Genomic DNA, 17,998 nt, shown 5'->3' on the forward strand with positions numbered 1-17,998 from the left:
ATTCCCTGTTAAGCAATTAGAGATTTATTTAAAAGGTATAATTAACATTTAAACGAATGTCTCGACCTGGTTCAGGCAATGTTGATACGCCTGCACGTTGGCTATGGCTTCGATAATATTTGTTAAACGCATTATCTAAAGCAAGATTCACATTAATACTTTCAGTCGGTTTCCATGTAATATAGAAATCACTTACTCCATATCCTGGACGTTTAGTGGTTGTTGCACCACCGCCACGGTTATTCGTTGTAGCATCGTAACTGGTATGTTGTACGAAACGACCTTTCCAGCCAATTTCAATATCAGGTTGAGTAAAGCGATAAGACACACCTGTAGTCCAAGTACGTCCAATTGGAATAGCAGTCACGGTGCTATCTACTGTTCTGCCATCTAACTCAGGTTTACTATAAGCCACGCCTGCACGTAATGTTAAACCTTCATATTTATAAGCTGCACCGACTTCATACCCATGATTTCTTAGTTTACCTGCATTTTGAATTTCATAAAAACCCGGGCGTATTTGTGTAAATGCATGTGTATCTTTTACCGTTTGCCAGAAATAGCTTCCATTTAAGGATAAATTATCGGCAAGTTTGTAATTGAAGCCCACTTCTGCATTACGGGATTTCTCTGGTTTAATATTTGATGCAATTGAGTAAACGGCTGAGCGACCTCGAGTTGAACCTGAAGATAGCATCACTTCATGGAAACGAGGGCTTCGTGTTGCATAGTTTAAGCTCGCATTAAAACTTAGATCATTATTTACTTCGTAAATTAAGCCAACACTTGGATTCACACTGCCTTTGTGAGATTTTTTACCATTCATTGCTCGGAAATCAAAATGATCATAACGTAATCCAGTTGTTAAGGTAAAAGCGCCTAAGCCCCAAATACCTTCTGCATAAACACCTACATCACGTTTCTTTTGAGTTTTCATTTGAACACCGTTTTGTACGGTTAGCGAATTAGGTTTACCCTCTTGATCACGATAATTCACACCGTATTTAATAAGATGAGACTGACCCACTGCGCTTTCTAAATTTAAATTTGCACCATTCGCAATTAAGCGTGTTTTCGAATTCTCACTTGGCTCTTTACGATTAATCACAGAATGATATACATTAGCTTTAGCGTGCGTCACAAAGCCCATGTTCTTACCATTCCATTCTAAATTAGTCGTATCATTTTGCGTAATACGATAGCGAGGGGCATTATTTGCAGCATTATTATCTTGTGCGAAATCAAATTCTTCACGAAGTGCACGAACACCATAATGACGTTCTTGACGATGACTGACTTCAATTCTGTGATTTTCATTCAAATCAAAACCAAACTTAGCCAATAAACCACGCTGTCCCAATGCACTATTTTTAACTTTATATCCGTTACCGGCTTTATAGTCACGCTCTGTTACAAAATTAGCAGAAATTAACGCATCTACAGGCCCAGCTTTAGAATAAGCGGTTGCCCCTTTAGACCACCCACTATTTGAACTTACACCTGCGTGAACTTTGAAGCCAATATCTTGTCCTTCTTTGAGCAAATCTTTTGCACTTACTGTTTCTGCAACAATCGCACCGCTTGTTGCCCCAATACCAGCGCTTGCTGATCCCGTCCCTTTTTGCACATCAACACGTTTTAATAAAGACGGATCAAACATAAAACGACCTTGATGATGGAATAATTGTGCATCAGTATAAGCACCATCAATTTTCACATCAACTTGATCTTGCCCCATACCACGGATCGTAAACCATTGTGATGTACCACGGCCGCCACCAAAATTAATTGCTGGTTCATCTTTTAATAAACCTTTTAATTCAGTCTCAGTGCTACGCTCCATTATTTTTGTCGTAATCACATTGGTTTTACTTTTTGCCCCGCTATTTTCAGAAACAACATTGATCACATCTAATTGTTCTTCAGCTTGGACATTAGCTGCAATAAACACAGCAAGTGGCAATAAGGCAAAATTTGCTTTCTTCATAAGTACACCCTTAATAAAAATTAAAATGATAATGATTATTGCTTATTTCATATGTTAAGTCAAAATTTCTTTGTGTTTTTGTTGTCTAACTTAATTACACAAAAAAAGCCCTGTATAAACAGGGCTTCAGTCATCTATTCTTAATTAGAAAGTATATTTTACCGTTGCGTAGTAGGCACGACCAGGTTCGTTGTAAGTATGAGCATTGTAATTTGTACTGCTTGATGAACGATAAATGCGTTTATCAAATAAGTTACTTACACCTACACGAATGCTGATTGTATCTTTCCAATTATAACCCGCACTTAATCCCCAAACTGCATAGCCACCAATATCTTCTGAGCCAACAAGCTGATTAACATACTTGTCGTTACCATTTTCCATACGGTTTTCCGGATTTTTACGGGATTTTTGTTTACCGTATTGCGTATAAGTTAACATTGCATTCAAACTATCTGTAATTTGATAACTTAAGCTTGAATTCAAGGTATATTTCGGTACGATAGAAAGCGGGTTACCCGTATCTTTATTTTTGGTTTTATGCATATAAGTGAAGTTATTCACCCAGTTTAATTTATCTTGGATTAATGGTAATGTCAGATTGCCTTCAAAACCTTCAATCACTGCACGGTTTGCATTACCCCATTTATACACATAGTTACCTAAGTTGGTTAAACCGATAAATTCACCATCAGATACGATTTTATTACGATAATCATTACGGAAGTAAGCCACAGAAGCAAGAAGTCCGTTTTTATCATATTCAATTCCGATTTCTTTATTCCAGCTGGTTTCTGGTTTAATGTCGCTATTACCTTGGAAATAACAAGTTTTATTATTTGGTACATTCGTTGGACAACCTTGACCTAAGGTAAATAGCAAGTAATTTGGGTTAGTTTGATAAAGGTTCGGTGCTTTATAAGCTCTTGCAATCCCACCTTTAATTCTCCAATCATCGTTGAGGCTTTGTAAGAAGTTTAATCCACCGCTTACATTAGAACCAGAATAACTGTTGTAATCATAACGTAAAGATGGCGTTAGGATAGTAGATTGGGTTGCTGAAATATTATCTTCAATAAATACAGCCCATTCAGTTTGACTACTATGACCTCCTCGTACATTTGAGATACCGCTTGGTAGGCGTTCTTTCAAATCATAAAGCACCTTCCCTGTTTTTTTATCTCGTCGTCCACCAAGTAACTGTGTCATAGAAGCGTCATCATCTAAACTGCTATGTACACCTTCAAAACCAACTGTCAGCATATGATCTACGCCCAAGGTAAATGGGATATAGAATTCAGAACTAAAACGCGTATTTTTAAGAATAGAATCGCTAAAAGCTGATGTACTAGAATAACTGCCCTCTGGACCACCTGCTAAATATTCTGGTAAACGGCTATTTTTAGTTTTATCAAAAGTAATATAGGTTTTATTATCGAAATGATCGAATTTACCTTCATAGGTTAAAGCATAGTTCTGACGATATAAGCGAGCGGTTTCAGCTTTGCTTCCTGCCAAGGTTTTGGTTTCAGGATAGTTTTTATTATTGTAAAGCCCTGCCGAGCTATTTTGCGTATCACCGTTATAAATATTACCTTGACGGCTGAAACCAGAATCCAAGGTTAATTTATTTTTCTCATTGATATTCCACACTAAACGGCCATTAATATCTTTATTACTAACACCTTCACGACCAGCAATTGCAGGATTACCATTAATGCCGACTTCATCCGCTTGTGTTTTGTTCCAGTTACCATATAAACGGAATTGCAATACGTCTTTAATTAACGCTCCGCTTAGATTAAAACCGACACGGTTCGTTGCCCCCTCTTTGCTATCTTCTGGTTGGTTGGTGTAATAACTTAAGCTACCGTGTAAATCATTGGTAACCTGTTTAGTGATAATATTAACCACTCCACCCATTGCACCTGAGCCATAGCGTGCAGCCGAAGGACCACGTAATACTTCAATTTTTTCAATCGCTTCAACTGGTACCCAGTTGCTGTCACCACGAGAGTTACGTTCACCACGCACACCATAACGTTCGGCATTACGAGAGGTGACTGGTTTACCATCCACTAAAATCAATGTATTTTCTGGTCCCATACCACGAATATCAATTTGACGTTTATTTCCGCGTTGTCCTGTAGATGAGTTACCCGTTAAATTCACACCAGGCATGGTACGTAATACTTCAGAAACATCATTTGTCGCTGGACGTTTCTCTAAATCTTTTGATGTCACAAGAGAAGAACCAAGTGATTGTTTTACCTGATCTTCCGCTGTAACTTTAATTTCCTCAAGTTTCTCTTCTGCATAAGAATAGTTTGAAAAAAGAGCGATTGTTAACGCACTTAATGCGAAGAATGATGTTGTTTTTAAATGATTGGATTTATACATTGAAATGCTCTCCTGGCATATGTGGAATAAATAATGCCCGAGGATTTTAGTATAATATAATTTTAGTGTAAACAACAATTCTTATCATTATTATTCAAATTAAATGAACAAAATACCTAAATTTTGACCGCACTTTCTTGCAATCCCAACAGATTCTAGTATCATTCACGGCTCGCCAATTTGGCGAGTTTATTTCTATTGTCGGGTTCCCTACCCCGATTAACCAACTAAAAAGGTCTTAAAATGAAAATTAATACCCCAATCTTTAATGATCAACAAAAACGTTTTGCTTTAATTTTATTAAGCTTATTTCACATCTTCATCATCACAGCCAGTAACTATTTCGTTCAAATTCCATTTGAAATCAATTTAAAATTGACCGCACTTGGCTTTGCTGATGATTTTTCATTCCATAGTACATGGGGCACACTCACCTTCCCATTCATTTTCTTAGCCACTGATTTAACGGTTCGCGTATTCGGGGCGAAAGAAGCCCGTTGGATCATTTTTATTGTGATGATTCCAGCGCTTATTGTCAGTTACATTGTTTCGGTTGTTTTTTCTAATGGACAATATCAAGGATTAGGTGCATTGAGTGAATTCAATATGTTTATTTTTCGTATTGCGTTCGCCAGTTTCTGTGCTTATGTTTTCGGACAATTATTAGATGTGTTAGTATTCAACCGCTTACGTCAATTAAAAACGTGGTGGATAGCACCAAGCAGCTCAATGACATTTGGTTCCCTTGCGGATACCTTTATGTTCTTTTGTGTCGCGTTTTATAAAAGTAGTGATCCATTTATGGCAGAACATTGGTTTAGCCTTGGATTTGTCGATTACTTATTTAAATTATTTGTCGGTATTGTCCTGTTTGTACCTGCTTATGGTGTGGTACTGAGCATGATCTTACGTAAACTTCAATCACTCGCAAACTCTCGTCAGTTTGCTTAACTTAAGGAAATAAAATGACTGAAACGCTTTCTCTTAGAGCCAAAATAGAACAAAGCCCAATGGGGGCTTATCAATGGATGATTGTGGTCATGGCTGCCATCATGAATTTACTTGACGGCTTCGATGTATTAGCCCTCGCCTTCACCGCAACAGCCATTCGTGGCGAATTTGGACTCACGGGGATTGAGTTAGGTTATTTATTAAGTGCCGGCTTATTTGGTATGACTGCTGGCTCACTTTTCCTTGCACCACTTGCAGATAAAATCGGTCGCCGCCCATTGTTATTAATGGCAGTATCACTCTCTGCTATCGGTATGTTAGGCTCTGCGTTTATTTCACAATATCAATGGCTCGGTTTCTGGCGCGTTATCACTGGTCTTGGTGTCGGCGGTATTTTAGTGGGCACAAACGTGATCACCAGCGAATATTCCTCTCGCAAATGGCGTAGCTTTGCGATCAGTGTCTATGCTGCTGGTTTTGGTATCGGTGCAGTATTAGGTGGTATGTTCGCCGTGATGTTGCAAGGTGAATATGGCTGGCGTTCTGTGTTTTTAGCGGGCGCTATCTTGACCAGTTTACTTTTAGTGGTTTTATTTATTTGGTTACCCGAATCGATTGATTTCCTTACAACCAAACAACCTAAAAATGCTGAAGTGCGGTTAAATTTAATTGCAAAAAAAATTGGTTTAGCCGGTGATTGGAAACTTCCTGAAAAAATAGAAAAAGTTAAAACTAAATTACCTATTAGCCAATTATTTAGCGAAAAATACTTACATTCTACTTTGCTAATCTGGACAGCTTTCTTCGCTATTATGTTCAGTTTCTATTTTATTAGCTCATGGACGCCTGCCTTATTAAAAGAAGCTGGTATGACAACAGAACAAAGTGTGAGCGTAGGGATGATGATCTCATTAGGTGGTACTTGTGGTGCCTTAATCTATGGCTTACTGGCTAGCCGTTGGACGGCTCGCGGCGTATTGATTTTATTCACCATATTATCTTCCGCCGCGATCATTACCTTTATCCTATCTTCATCCATTTTATGGGTTGCGATGGTATTCGGTATTTTAGTTGGCGCACTCATGAATGGTTGTATCAGCGGTCTTTACACCTTAAACCCACTTACTTATGATGCAGATATTCGTAGCACCGGTGTGGGTTGGTCAATTGGTATTGGTCGTATTGGTGCGATTCTTGCCCCTACGATTGCGGGGCAATTATTAGATATGGGCTGGGACAAACAGAGTTTATATGTTGGCGTTGGCTTTGTTATGCTTATCTCAACCGTTGCGCTCTTTTTCTTAAAAAGCCGCTCAGAAATTAAAGCATAATTTTAAAAAATATAGCAAAAGGCGTGATAAACACGCCTTTTTTATTGCTTGATAAAGTGCTCATCCATAGCCTTCAGATCAGAAAGATTCTCAAGTTATTTTATGTAACATTTTCTTCTAAAAATCCTTTGTGATCCATCTTGAATTTCAACGCATTATGGTGTTAAATCTGCACACATTATAAGGTTATAAAAAATATAAAAATAAGCTGTAGGAATTTATGTGTCAATTACTCGGAATGAACTGCAATACGCCGACGGATATTGTCTTTTCTTTTGAAGGTTTCCGTCGTCGTGCTGGTCTTACTGATTGCCATTCCGATGGCTTCGGTATCGCTTTTTTTGAAGGTCGTGGTGTGCGTATTTTTCGCGATAACCATGCAGCATCTCAATCCCCGATTGCGGATTGTGTAAAACAATACAACATTAAATCGCTCAATGTGATTGCCCACATTCGCAAGGCAACACAAGGCGGTGTCACCATTGAAAACACCCATCCCTTTATTCGTGAAATTTGGGGACAAAACTGGGTCTTTGCTCACAACGGTAATTTAAAAGACTTACCGGATATGTCTGAAAGTTTCTGCCAGCCTATTGGCTCAACTGATTCAGAAACGGCATTTTGTTATATGGCGGAATATTTGAAAAATCGCTTCCGTCGTAAACCGTCTGAAATGGAAATTTTTGAAGCTATTCAAGACATTACTAAAGAGCTCTCACAAAAAGGCACCTTTAACTTCATTCTTTCAAACGGAGAATGGATGATTGCCCACTGCTCAACCAATTTGCATTACTTAACACGTAAAGCCCCTTTTGGTAAAGCGCACCGCATTGATGATGATGGCGTCATCGATTTTAATGATTATGCGAAAGATGGCGACAAAGTCACGATCATTACGACTTTCCCACTCACTAAAGATGAGCCTTGGGTCAAAATGGAACATGGTGGGTTTGTTTTCTTCAAAGAAGGGGACAAAATTGCTGAGGTCGTCGGTGTGGCTAAAGAAATGGAAGATGATGGTACATTAGGCAATCGAGCAGCAGCCTAATAACAAATCACAATAAAAAGTGCGGTCAAAAACATCAGAGATTTTGATCTGCACCCCAAAAGTTGGACTCAACAAACCAACAATTGAGGTGCAGATTTTTTTATGGGTAAACACTACACAATCGAATTTAAATTACAGGCTCTCCAACCTATTTTGAATGGAAAAATGAGTATTAGAGAAGCTGCGCGTTTTTACAATATTCCTTCCAACGCCTTAGTCGGGACATGGTTGAAACGGTTTGAAAAAAGTGGCATAAAAGGACTTATTCCCCGTAAACCATCAGGACGACCGCCGATGAAACCCAAATATGCAAAAATGCCACCGCCACCCAAAACTGAAGAAGACCGTTTACGCCTGAGAATTTTACAGCTTGAAGCGGAGGTGGCCTACCTAAAGGAGTTGAGAAGGCTCAGACTTCAGGATGAAGCCGAGCAACAGAAATTATCCAAAGGTTAAGAACACGCTATCCGTTAAAATGGCTTTTAGGCTTTGCACAGTTAGCGCGTAGTACGTTTTTTGCGAAACTTCAGATTAAACCGGATAAGGATGAGTTGTTGAAAAAGACCATTCAACACATCAAAGCCAATCATCCTGATTATGGCTACCGACGTGTTCATGCCAGCTTGCCAGGCGTGAATCATAAAAAAGTTCAACGTTTAATGCAGACACTTGGGCTTCAAGTGCAGTCAAGAAAAAGCAAGAAATTTACCACCTATCGAGGCACGATAGGGGTGATTGCACCGAATCATCTTGAACGCGATTTTAGTGCAACGGCCCCGAAACAAAAATGGGTAACTGATATCACCGAGTTTAAGGCGAAAGATGGGAGTAAAGTCTATTTATCTCTAATTTTAGACTTATTTAACAATGAGGTAGTCTACTATAATCTCAGCTATTCCCTAAACTGGGCGAAAGTAGAGGACATGTTAATGCAAGCCGTCAAAGGATTAAATAAAGCTTGTGGTGTCATTTTGCATTCAGACCAGGGATGGCAATATCAAATGGTAGCTTATCGTCAAATCTTGGCTGAACATGGCATCATTCAAAGTATGTCGAGAAAAGGGAATTGCTTAGATAACGCCGCAATGGAAAGTTTCTTTGGACGATTAAAAACAGAATGTTTTTATGGTCGGGAATTTAAAACAAAAGAAGAGATAGTTGATGCTGTCAGAGATTATTTGGATTACTATAATCACCGACGGATTCAACTAAAATTAAAAGGACTGAGTCCGATACAATATCGAAAACAATCCTTTAAATAACAGTCTAATTTTTTGGGGTCAGATCATTTTGACCGCACTTTCTTTATCTGCAATTAACGCATTGTCACAAATTCTTCAGAACCTGTTGGGTGAATTGCCACCGTATTATCAAAGTCTGCTTTAGTTGCGCCCATTTTGATTGCTACAGCAAAACCTTGAATCATTTCATCCACACCAAAACCAATGCCGTGTAAGCCCACGATTTTCTCTTCTTTGCCGACACAAACTAATTTCATTCGGCAAGGTTGACGATGTTCAGTGACAGCGGTGTACATTGCCGTGAAAGAGGATTTATACACTTTCACATTTTCTTCACCATACTGTTCAATCGCTTGCGGTTCAGTTAAACCCACTGTACCAATTGGCGGATGGCTGAACACAACCGTTGGCACAAGATTGTAATCTAAATGCTCATTCGGTTTGTTATTGAATAAACGCTCAGACAAACGACGACCTGCTGCTACAGCAACTGGCGTTAATTCAATACCACCTTCGATAATATCACCTACGGCATAAATACCAGGTACATTTGTATTTTGATATTTATCGACAATAATTTGCCCGCGTGAATTGGTTTTCACCCCTGTTACTTCAAGATTAATCACATCTGTTGCAGGTTCACGACCAATCGCCCAAATTAACGTATCCACTGTGGTTTTACGGCCATCTTGTAATTTCAAGGTAAGCGAACCATCCGCATTTTTCACTACTTCTTCAGGCAACGCTTTAGTATGTAATTGGATACCATCTTGTGCTAACACTTCAACTAAGGTTTCGACAATTAATGGATCTTGATTACGCAATGGAGCATGTTGGCGCACAAATAAATGGGTTTCGCTGCCTAAGCTATTTAAAACACCCGCTAATTCAACGGCAATATACCCTGCGCCTACTACTGCGACACGTTTTGGTAACTCATTTAAAGCAAATACACCATTTGAATCAATCCCGTATTCTGCGCCTTTTACCGCTGGAATACTTGGACGACCACCCGTCGCAATTAAGATATGCTCGGCAGTCACTAATTCTGTTGAACCATCTGCATAGCTCACTTCAATCGTTTTGGCATCTTTAAAACGCGCAAAACCATTAAACACATCCACGTTATTTTTCGCTAATACATTATTGTAAGAGGTATGAATTCGACTGATGTAAGCTTGACGACTTTCGACTAATTTCGCGTAATCAAACTTTTTCACTTCTACATCAAAACCATAAGCGGGTGCATAGCTATTAATGGCTTCTGCAATTTGTGCGCCATAGAACATCACTTTTTTCGGTACACAACCTACGTTCACACAAGTGCCACCGAGGTGTTTTGCTTCGATAATCGCACATTTTTTGCCATAGCTTGCCGCACGATTAATTGAAGCAATCCCGCCGGAACCACCACCAATCGCAATATAATCGTAATGTTTAGTCATTGTAATGATCCTTTTTTTACTCATTAAAATTTTCTACTATTTTGCCTAAAAATGAAGAAGAAAGCTATAAATTGATGTAATTGGAATTGTCTATATGAAAAGGGAGGATTGATCATTTTCAGCATAAATTTCAACATACAAAGTAGATTTTCGTTATAATGCTGACTTGCACTCTAGCAAATAAACCGCATTGAATTATCTTAAAAGATAAAAAACTCAAAAAATAATCAGCCTATCTAAGGAATAACCTACATGGCGATCTGGAAAAAAACATTCACACTCAATCAACTTAATGAAATGAGTAAAAACTGTGCCATAGAACATTTAGGTATTGAAGTTTCTGCTGTAGGAGAAAACTGGATTGAAGCAAAAATGCCCGTTGATCATCGCACCACTCAGCCTTTTGGTTTATTACATGGTGGCATATCAGTTGCCTTAGCAGAAACCATTGGTTCATTGGCAGGATTTCTCTGTATAGAAGAAAGGCAAGTTGCCTTGGGATTAGATATCAACGCCAATCATCTTCGACCAGTAAAACAAGGTTTTGTTACCGCAAAGGCAACACCAATTGCTTTAAGTCAAAATACTCATGTTTGGCAAATTGACATTCGCAATGAAGAAGATAAACTCTGTTGCGTTTCTCGATTAACGCTTTCTATCAAACATTTATGAATACAACAAAAAAAATCGGCATCATTTTAGCGAATCTTGGTACGCCAGATGCCCCTCAACCCGCGGCGATCTCTCGTTATTTATGGGAATTTTTAACGGATCCTCGCGTGGTAGATTTACCTCGTTGGAAATGGTATCCCCTTTTAAAAGCCATTATTTTACCTATGCGTTCTAAACGCATTGCACGAAATTATCAATCTATTTGGACAGAACAAGGCTCTCCCCTGCTTGCCATTACAAAGCAACAACAAGCGGGTTTACAAGCTTATTTGACTGAACAAGGGATCAATGCACAAGTCGAAATTGCCATGACTTACGGCAATCCATCAATGCAAAGTGCGGTCAAAAATTTACTCAAAAATGAGGTGGAACGCATAATTGTGTTGCCGCTTTATCCACAATATTCCAGCACCACAACAGGCGCATTAATCGATGCTTTCAATCGAGCCATTGCACAAGATCGCAATATTGTGCCTTTTGAGTTTATTCATTCTTATCATCTTGATGAAAACTACATTAATGCGTTGGTGGACTCCATTAAAGTGCGGTTAAAACCCGATGAGTTTTTGCTTTTTTCTTATCATGGCATTCCATTACGTTATGAGAATATGGGCGATTATTATCGTCAGCATTGTAAACAAACCACGATTGCCATTGTGGATAAATTAGGTCTCACAGAAAACCAATGGAATATGACGTTCCAATCTCGTTTTGGCCGAGAAGAATGGTTACAACCTTATACGGATCACTTTTTAGAAGAAGCCGCTTCTCAAGGGATTCAAAAAATAGCCGTGATCTGTCCTGGCTTCTCTGTAGATTGTTTAGAAACCTTAGAAGAAATTGAGGTTGAAAATAAAGAAACATTCTTAAATCATGGTGGTGTGTCTTATCACTATATCCCCGCATTGAATGCTGAAAAAGCCCATATTGAAATGATGGGGAAATTGATTTTGGATAAGTTGAAATAGTTAAATATCCCCCTAGCCCCCTCTTTACAAAAGAGGGGGTATTTTATTGGCAAATAAATGCTTTTTGTTCTTAACTCTCTCAAATATGTTTCCAATAAAACCACTAAAAGCAACATCATAAAAAAGCCCTCTTTTGTAAAGAGGAGTTGGGAAGATTAATTTTCGATAAATTGGAATAGTTAAATCTCCCCCTGCCCCCTCTTTACGAAAGAGGGGAATCTTAATAGCAAATAAACACTCTCCGTTCTTAGTTCTTCCTTAAAATATTCCCAATACAAGATTAAAAGTAACTCATAAAAAAGACCCTCTTTCGTAAAGAGGGGTTTGGGGAGATTTAAAACTCAAACAAAAAGGCGAACCTTTCGATTCGCCTTTTAAGATTCTTATCTAATCAAAGATTAGAAGAATACACGCATACCTACACCGATAGCTCTGTCTTTAACTTTACCAGTATAAGTATCATTAGTGTAAGATTTAGTTGTTACGTATTTACCTTCTAAGAACACTACGACTTGTTTATGAAGTTTGTAGTCTGCACCAAGTAAGAAACCGTGAGTTTTATCTTTATCAGCTTCGCCTTTCACGCGTTCATATAGGTAGTTACCATATACTTGAGATGCTGGAGTTACTTGATATGCGAAACCAGGAGAGACATAGAATTTGTTTGTTTTTGCATCATTTTCTTTTTCATGGCCATAACCGAAGTCACCAGTTAATGTGAAATCGCCAAATTTATAGCCTAATGATGCTAAGAAACCATCTACACGGTGTTTATATGTTGCACCAGTTTCAAAGTTAGTGTGACCATAAGCGAAACGCGCATCTAAATCACCTGCTGTATATAATGCACCTACAGCGTAAGCATTTTTGATAGGTGTATCAAGCAATTTGCCTTTTTCATTATTTTTTTGACCAAAGTTATAGTTTGCACTTAATTGTAAACCTTCAATACCTTTATAGTCATAACGAACTACTCCCGTACCCGCAGTTGGGATATATTCTTCTTTTGGAATAAAGCCATATTCATAGTCATTTGCTTGACTCAAATCATCCGCGATAGTTAATTGACGACCGAATTTGAGCTCGCCGATTGCTTTGCTACCTAAACCTACATAAGCGCGTTTAGCATAGACACCACCGAATTTATCACGAGAAGTTGTATCATCAAAACGGAACTCTACACGACCTAATGCATAGAAATCGTTATCTAAGTTATGTTTTACAGTGATGCCGAAACGTGAACCTGCATTACGTAAAGCAGAGTTAGCTTTTTTGCTTGAGTGGTTAGCGGCGTCGTACACTTTTTTATCCGCTTTTTCCATAATTAAACGAAGAGAACCGTTTAATTCAACTTTAGTACCTTCGTTATCATAAACTACTGCTGCGTTTGCTGCTGAAGCGGCAACTGCAGAAACGATTAATGCTGCTAGTGTCTTTTTCATAATTGTTATTCCTTTTGGTTGTTACCGATGATTTTTGATTGAAACAATTTTTCATAAAAAAGTTCAATCTCCGAAATAGACACCGCAAATATTACAAAATAAACCTATAGTGTCAATGGAATATCCCAAGCAATGTTCTAAAATTGGATCAAGATCACATTTTTAAAATAAAAAAGGTTGTTTTTTAAGCAAAAAACAACCTGATAGATCGAACTTTTCAGAATTTTCACTATACATTTATCTATATTTTTCGATAAACCTAAGCACATTCCACCGAAAATGAAATCACTTCTTTAATACTTTCAGCGCCTAATGCAATCATAATTAGACGGTCCACACCTAAAGCGACACCTGATGTATTCGGAATTCCTGCTTGCAATGCTGCCAGTAAACGATGATCAATTTCACGTCGTGGCAAGCCTGCTTTTTCGCGTAGTCGGTTGTCTTGCTCAAAGCGGTGTTGCTGTTCACGCGCATCGGTGAGCTCATAGAAACCGTTGGCTAACTCTAAGCCTTTATAATAGAACTCAAAACGTTCTGCCACTCGGCTATCTTCTGGGCTAAGTTGTGCAAGCGCGGCTTGGGAAGAAGGGAAATGATAAACGGCAACAGGCACTTCTTGTCCGATTTTAGGCTCTACCACTTCACTGAATAAAAATTGTAGTAAAGTATCACGATCTTCATCTTCATCTGCCATAAAATTGTGTTTGCGTGCAGCCTCTACTAATTCTTGACGAGTCGCTGATAATGGATCTAATCCTACATATTCTTGAAAGACAAATTGGTAACTTAAGGTTTCTGCCGGTTTACAATCGAGGATCTGTTGCAGCAAATCATCCACTTCATTTATCAGACGATACATATCAAAGTGCGGTCGATACCACTCAAGCATGGTGAATTCGGGATTATGGCGATTGCCTGCTTCTTCATTACGAAACACTTTACCAATTTGAAAAATCGGTCCACTGCCTGCCGCCAATAAACGCTTCATGTGATATTCCGGGCTGGTAGAAAGCCAGAGCGTTTTCGACAGCTCATCAAAAGGGGCAACAAATTCTGTATTAAAGGTAGAAAGGTGAAGATCCGTTACGCCAAACTCACTTAAAACAGGGGTTTCAACTTCTAATAATCCACGTTCAGTAAAGAACTGGCGAATTTCAGCTATGATTTTGGCACGCACCAATAAATTTTTAATTGAGGCGGAGGGTTGCCATTCTGTTTTTTTATCGCTAAGTGCGGTCATTTTTTCTCCGTTTTTCACGTTTAAAATGAATTAGGCTATTGTAAACAAGAGTGATTTTTAACTCAATAATCCGACTAAATCATTCATAAACGCAAACGGTTATCATCTAAGAAATGTAAAAAAACTAACTTTTTTGAGTTAGATCACACTTTTAGTATTTTGTCCGTTTATTCCAGAAAAAAAAGTTACTAATTTGTAAACAAAAGTGGCAGAATTACCGCATGTCCCTATTAATTTAGAGCGTTTTATTTTTTTACTTTCTATATGATTGGAGGATATCGTGCAAACGGTTAATGTCGATATTGCTATTGTTGGTGCCGGTGGCGGCGGTTTACGTGCAGCAATTGCAGCAGCAGAAGCAAACCCTAACTTAAAGATCGCATTAGTTTCTAAGGTTTATCCTATGCGTAGCCATACGGTTGCAGCAGAAGGTGGTGCGGCCGCAGTAATTAAAGAGGAAGATTCCTACGATAAACACTTCCACGATACCGTTGCCGGTGGTGACTGGTTATGTGAACAAGATGTGGTGGAATACTTCGTTGAACATTCTCCAGTGGAAATGACTCAACTTGAACGTTGGGGTTGCCCTTGGAGCCGTAAAGCAGATGGCGATGTGAACGTGCGTCGTTTCGGTGGGATGAAAATCGAACGTACTTGGTTCGCGGCAGACAAAACCGGTTTCCACTTATTACATACTCTTTTCCAAACATCCATTCAATATCCACAAATTCAGCGTTTTGACGAGCACTTCGTTTTAGACATCTTAGTTGATGATGGCCATGCCCGCGGTATGGTAGCGATGAATATGATGGAAGGCACACTTGTTCAAATCAACGCAAATGCGGTTGTGATTGCAACTGGTGGTGGTTGTCGTGCATTTAAATTCAACACCAACGGCGGTATCGTAACTGGTGATGGTTTATCAATGGCATATCGTCACGGTGTTCCTCTTCGTGATATGGAATTCGTCCAATATCACCCAACCGGCTTACCAAACACCGGTATCTTAATGACTGAAGGTTGTCGTGGTGAAGGCGGTATCTTAGTGAATAAAAACGGCTACCGTTATTTACAAGATTATGGTCTAGGCCCTGAAACCCCAATCGGTAAACCTGAAAACAAATATATGGAACTTGGTCCACGTGATAAAGTTTCACAAGCTTTCTGGCAAGAATGGAAAAAAGGCAACACCTTAAAAACAGCAAAAGGTGTTGATGTGGTTCACCTTGACTTACGTCACTTAGGTGAAAAATATTTACATGAACGTCTTCCATTCATTTGTGAATTAGCAAGTGCTTATGAAGGTGTAAACCCAGTTAATGAACCAATTCCTGTTCGCCCGGTTGTTCACTACACCATGGGTGGTATCGAAGTGGATTTCAACAGCGAAACTCGCATTAAAGGTTTATTTGCTGTGGGTGAATGTGCGTCTTCTGGCTTACATGGTGCAAACCGTTTAGGTTCTAACTCGCTTGCAGAATTAGTGGTTTTAGGCCGTGTTGCAGGTGAATATGCCGCACAACGTGCAGCAGAAGCACAACCTGCAAACCGTGCAGCAGTTGATGCACAAGCTCAAGATGTTGTGGCTCGCCTTGAAGCACTTTATAACCAAGAAGGTAATGAGTCTTGGTCTGAAATCCGTGACGAAATGGGTACTGTGATGGAAGAAGGTTGTGGTATCTACCGTGACCAAGCAAGCATGCAAAAAGCAGTAGATAAAATTGCTGAGCTTAAAGAACGTTATAAACGTATTCGTGTTGCAGACCGTTCAAGCGTATTCAATACCGATGTGCTTTACACTGTAGAATTAGGTTACATCCTTGATGTGGCACAATCTATTGCCAACTCTGCAATTGAACGTAAAGAGTCTCGTGGTGCACACCAACGCTTAGACTACACTGAACGTGATGATGTGAATTATTTAAAACACACCCTTGCTTACTACAATGGCGATGATGCACCGCGTATTGAATACAGTCCGGTGAAAATCACTAAATCTCAACCAGCAAAACGTGTTTATGGTGCGGAAGCAGAAGCGGCAGAAGCGGCTGCGAAAGCTAAGGAGCAAGCAAATGGCTAATTCACCGGTAATGACTGTAGAAGTATTACGCTACAACCCAGAAAACGCTCAAGAGCCACATTTAAGCTCTTATCAAGTACCTTATGATAACCAAACCTCTCTTTTAGATGCGTTGGGTTACATTAAAGATAAACTTGAACCGTCTCTTTCTTATCGTTGGTCTTGCCGTATGGCGATCTGCGGTTCTTGTGGGATGATGGTCAATAACAAACCAAAATTGGCTTGTAAAACGTTCTTACGTGATTACAGTGGCCACATGCGTATTGAACCATTAGCAAACTTCCCTATTGAACGCGACTTAGTGGTTGATTTAAGCCACTTTATCGAAAGTTTAGAGGCAATTAAACCTTATATTATTGGCAACGAAGCGCCAGCATTAGATGGCAAACCACATCCATCGAAAGAATTGCAAGTAAGCCGTACTAAACAAACGCCGGCACAGCTTGAAAAATATCGTCAATTCTCAATGTGTATCAACTGTGGCTTATGCTATGCCGCTTGTCCGCAATTTGGTTTAAACCCTGAATTCTTAGGCCCTGCAGCGATTACAATGGCGCACCGTTACAACCTTGATAACCGTGACCATGGTAAAGCACAACGTATGCCATTATTAAATGGTAAAAACGGTGTTTGGAGCTGTACTTTCGTTGGTTATTGTTCTGAAGTGTGTCCAAAACACGTGGATCCAGCTTCAGCAATCAACCAAGGCAAAGTGGAAAGTGCCAAAGATTATGTTATCTCAATGCTAAAACCAAAAGGCTAAGGGGAAGAATATGTCAGTAACAGTAAGTAAACGCAAAAAATATGTTCGCCCAATGATGGCTACTTGGTGGCAAAAATTGGATTTCTACAAAGCTTATATGGTGCGTGAAGCAACCTCTATCTTTGCTGTATGGTTCTGTATCGTATTGCTTTATGGCGTACTTTGCCTTGCAAGCAATCCTGTACCTGGCTTAGGTATTGTTGATTTCATTGGCTTCTTAAGAAATCCAATTGTGGTGTTCTTAAATATCATCACATTAATTGCGACCTTATATCACACTGCAACTTATTTCGTGATGACCCCAAAAGTGATGAACATCATTGTTAAAAATGAGCGTTTACCACATCACGTGTTAAGAAATGCACTTTGGGTAGTTACAGCTGTGGTTAGTGTTGTCGCATTAATTTTAGTTTATATGTAGGGAGAG

15 protein-coding genes are annotated in these 17,998 nt (G+C 39.1%); 10 read left to right on the plus strand and 5 right to left on the minus strand.

Annotation, left to right across the window (positions count from 1 at the left end; genetic code table 11):
- Positions 1-28 precede the first annotated feature (28 nt).
- Together DX522_RS03520 and DX522_RS03525 are read right to left on the minus strand one after the other, a co-directional pair.
- A complete protein-coding gene (locus tag DX522_RS03520; protein WP_115179835.1) occupies positions 29-1,987 on the minus strand; it encodes a TonB-dependent receptor domain-containing protein in 1,959 nt (652 codons plus the stop codon).
- A 144-nt stretch (positions 1,988-2,131) separates the two neighbouring features.
- Positions 2,132-4,387 carry a FepA family TonB-dependent siderophore receptor gene (locus tag DX522_RS03525; RefSeq protein ID WP_115179836.1) on the minus strand — a complete coding sequence of 752 codons (2,256 nt, stop codon included), beginning with the start codon at positions 4,385-4,387 and terminating at the stop codon, positions 2,132-2,134.
- Positions 4,388-4,630: 243 nt separating this feature from the next.
- Here DX522_RS03525 and DX522_RS03530 point away from each other — a divergent pair, with 243 nt between their 5' ends.
- From DX522_RS03530 to DX522_RS03550, 5 genes are all read left to right on the plus strand, one after another.
- Positions 4,631-5,338, plus strand: a complete 708-nt coding sequence (locus DX522_RS03530; RefSeq protein WP_115179837.1) for a 7-cyano-7-deazaguanine/7-aminomethyl-7-deazaguanine transporter — start codon at positions 4,631-4,633, stop codon at positions 5,336-5,338.
- A gap of 14 nt (positions 5,339-5,352) precedes the next feature.
- Positions 5,353-6,669: an MFS transporter gene (locus DX522_RS03535; protein WP_115179838.1), complete on the plus strand. Its 1,317-nt coding sequence runs from the start codon at positions 5,353-5,355 to the stop codon at positions 6,667-6,669.
- A gap of 220 nt (positions 6,670-6,889) precedes the next feature.
- Positions 6,890-7,717 (plus strand): class II glutamine amidotransferase, encoded by an 828-nt coding sequence (locus DX522_RS03540; protein WP_115179839.1) that lies wholly within the window; start codon positions 6,890-6,892, stop codon positions 7,715-7,717.
- Positions 7,718-7,819: 102 nt separating this feature from the next.
- Positions 7,820-8,173, plus strand: coding sequence for a helix-turn-helix domain-containing protein (locus DX522_RS03545; protein ID WP_115179840.1), 354 nt, complete (start codon positions 7,820-7,822; stop codon positions 8,171-8,173).
- Positions 8,161-8,979, plus strand: a complete 819-nt coding sequence (locus tag DX522_RS03550; protein WP_262054279.1) for an IS3 family transposase — start codon at positions 8,161-8,163, stop codon at positions 8,977-8,979. The genes DX522_RS03545 and DX522_RS03550 overlap by 13 nt, the downstream gene beginning before the upstream one ends.
- Positions 8,980-9,032: 53 nt before the next feature.
- On the opposite strand, the gene gorA is transcribed toward DX522_RS03550, so the two are convergent.
- On the minus strand, positions 9,033-10,403 hold the full coding sequence (gene gorA / locus DX522_RS03555) for a glutathione-disulfide reductase (protein ID WP_115179842.1): 1,371 nt from the start codon (positions 10,401-10,403) through the stop codon (positions 9,033-9,035).
- 252 nt (positions 10,404-10,655) lie between these two features.
- On the opposite strand from gorA, the gene DX522_RS03560 reads away from it, so the two are divergent.
- Together DX522_RS03560 and hemH are read left to right on the plus strand one after the other, a co-directional pair.
- Entirely contained in the window at positions 10,656-11,075 is a 420-nt protein-coding gene (locus DX522_RS03560; RefSeq protein ID WP_115179843.1) for a hotdog fold thioesterase, read from the plus strand.
- The gene (gene hemH, locus DX522_RS03565) at positions 11,072-12,043 is read left to right on the plus strand and encodes a ferrochelatase (protein WP_115179844.1); all 972 of its coding nucleotides are present in this window, start codon (positions 11,072-11,074) and stop codon (positions 12,041-12,043) included. The genes DX522_RS03560 and hemH overlap by 4 nt, the downstream gene beginning before the upstream one ends.
- A 398-nt stretch (positions 12,044-12,441) precedes the next feature.
- On the opposite strand, the gene DX522_RS03570 is transcribed toward hemH, so the two are convergent.
- On the minus strand, positions 12,442-13,485 hold the full coding sequence (locus DX522_RS03570) for a porin (RefSeq protein WP_115179845.1): 1,044 nt from the start codon (positions 13,483-13,485) through the stop codon (positions 12,442-12,444).
- Positions 13,486-13,744: 259 nt separating this feature from the next.
- Positions 13,745-14,728 (minus strand): elongation factor P--(R)-beta-lysine ligase, encoded by a 984-nt coding sequence (gene epmA, locus DX522_RS03575; RefSeq protein WP_115179846.1) that lies wholly within the window; start codon positions 14,726-14,728, stop codon positions 13,745-13,747.
- Positions 14,729-15,008: 280 nt separating this feature from the next.
- On the opposite strand from epmA, the gene frdA reads away from it, so the two are divergent.
- From frdA to frdC, 3 genes are read left to right on the plus strand one after another with little or no spacing between them, the layout of a single operon-like run.
- Positions 15,009-16,808 carry a fumarate reductase (quinol) flavoprotein subunit gene (frdA, locus tag DX522_RS03580; protein WP_115179847.1) on the plus strand — a complete coding sequence of 600 codons (1,800 nt, stop codon included), beginning with the start codon at positions 15,009-15,011 and terminating at the stop codon, positions 16,806-16,808.
- Complete coding sequence (locus DX522_RS03585; RefSeq protein WP_115179848.1) at positions 16,801-17,571, plus strand: succinate dehydrogenase/fumarate reductase iron-sulfur subunit; 771 nt, start codon at positions 16,801-16,803, stop codon at positions 17,569-17,571. Before frdA ends, DX522_RS03585 begins: the two co-directional genes overlap by 8 nt.
- Before the next feature lie 10 nt (positions 17,572-17,581).
- On the plus strand, positions 17,582-17,992 hold the full coding sequence (gene frdC, locus DX522_RS03590; protein ID WP_115179849.1) for a fumarate reductase subunit FrdC: 411 nt from the start codon (positions 17,582-17,584) through the stop codon (positions 17,990-17,992).
- The last annotated feature ends 6 nt before the right edge of the window (positions 17,993-17,998 follow it).

This window comes from Haemophilus parainfluenzae (assembly GCF_900450995.1).
GTDB lineage: Bacteria > Pseudomonadota > Gammaproteobacteria > Enterobacterales > Pasteurellaceae > Haemophilus_D > Haemophilus_D parainfluenzae_O.

Excerpts from the sequence above, each read along its gene's own strand:
- DX522_RS03520 (WP_115179835.1), bottom strand. The coding sequence starts at position 1,987 with ATGAAGAAAGCAAATTTTGCCTTATTGCCACTTGCTGTGTTTATTGCA.
- DX522_RS03525 (WP_115179836.1), bottom strand. The coding sequence starts at position 4,387 with ATGTATAAATCCAATCATTTAAAAACAACATCATTCTTCGCATTAAGT.
- DX522_RS03530 (WP_115179837.1), top strand. The coding sequence starts at position 4,631 with ATGAAAATTAATACCCCAATCTTTAATGATCAACAAAAACGTTTTGCT.
- DX522_RS03535 (WP_115179838.1), top strand. The coding sequence starts at position 5,353 with ATGACTGAAACGCTTTCTCTTAGAGCCAAAATAGAACAAAGCCCAATG.
- DX522_RS03540 (WP_115179839.1), top strand. The coding sequence starts at position 6,890 with ATGTGTCAATTACTCGGAATGAACTGCAATACGCCGACGGATATTGTC.
- DX522_RS03545 (WP_115179840.1), top strand. The coding sequence starts at position 7,820 with ATGGGTAAACACTACACAATCGAATTTAAATTACAGGCTCTCCAACCT.
- gorA (WP_115179842.1), bottom strand. The coding sequence starts at position 10,403 with ATGACTAAACATTACGATTATATTGCGATTGGTGGTGGTTCCGGCGGG.
- DX522_RS03560 (WP_115179843.1), top strand. The coding sequence starts at position 10,656 with ATGGCGATCTGGAAAAAAACATTCACACTCAATCAACTTAATGAAATG.
- hemH (WP_115179844.1), top strand. The coding sequence starts at position 11,072 with ATGAATACAACAAAAAAAATCGGCATCATTTTAGCGAATCTTGGTACG.
- DX522_RS03570 (WP_115179845.1), bottom strand. The coding sequence starts at position 13,485 with ATGAAAAAGACACTAGCAGCATTAATCGTTTCTGCAGTTGCCGCTTCA.
- epmA (WP_115179846.1), bottom strand. The coding sequence starts at position 14,728 with ATGACCGCACTTAGCGATAAAAAAACAGAATGGCAACCCTCCGCCTCA.
- DX522_RS03585 (WP_115179848.1), top strand. The coding sequence starts at position 16,801 with ATGGCTAATTCACCGGTAATGACTGTAGAAGTATTACGCTACAACCCA.
- frdC (WP_115179849.1), top strand. The coding sequence starts at position 17,582 with ATGTCAGTAACAGTAAGTAAACGCAAAAAATATGTTCGCCCAATGATG.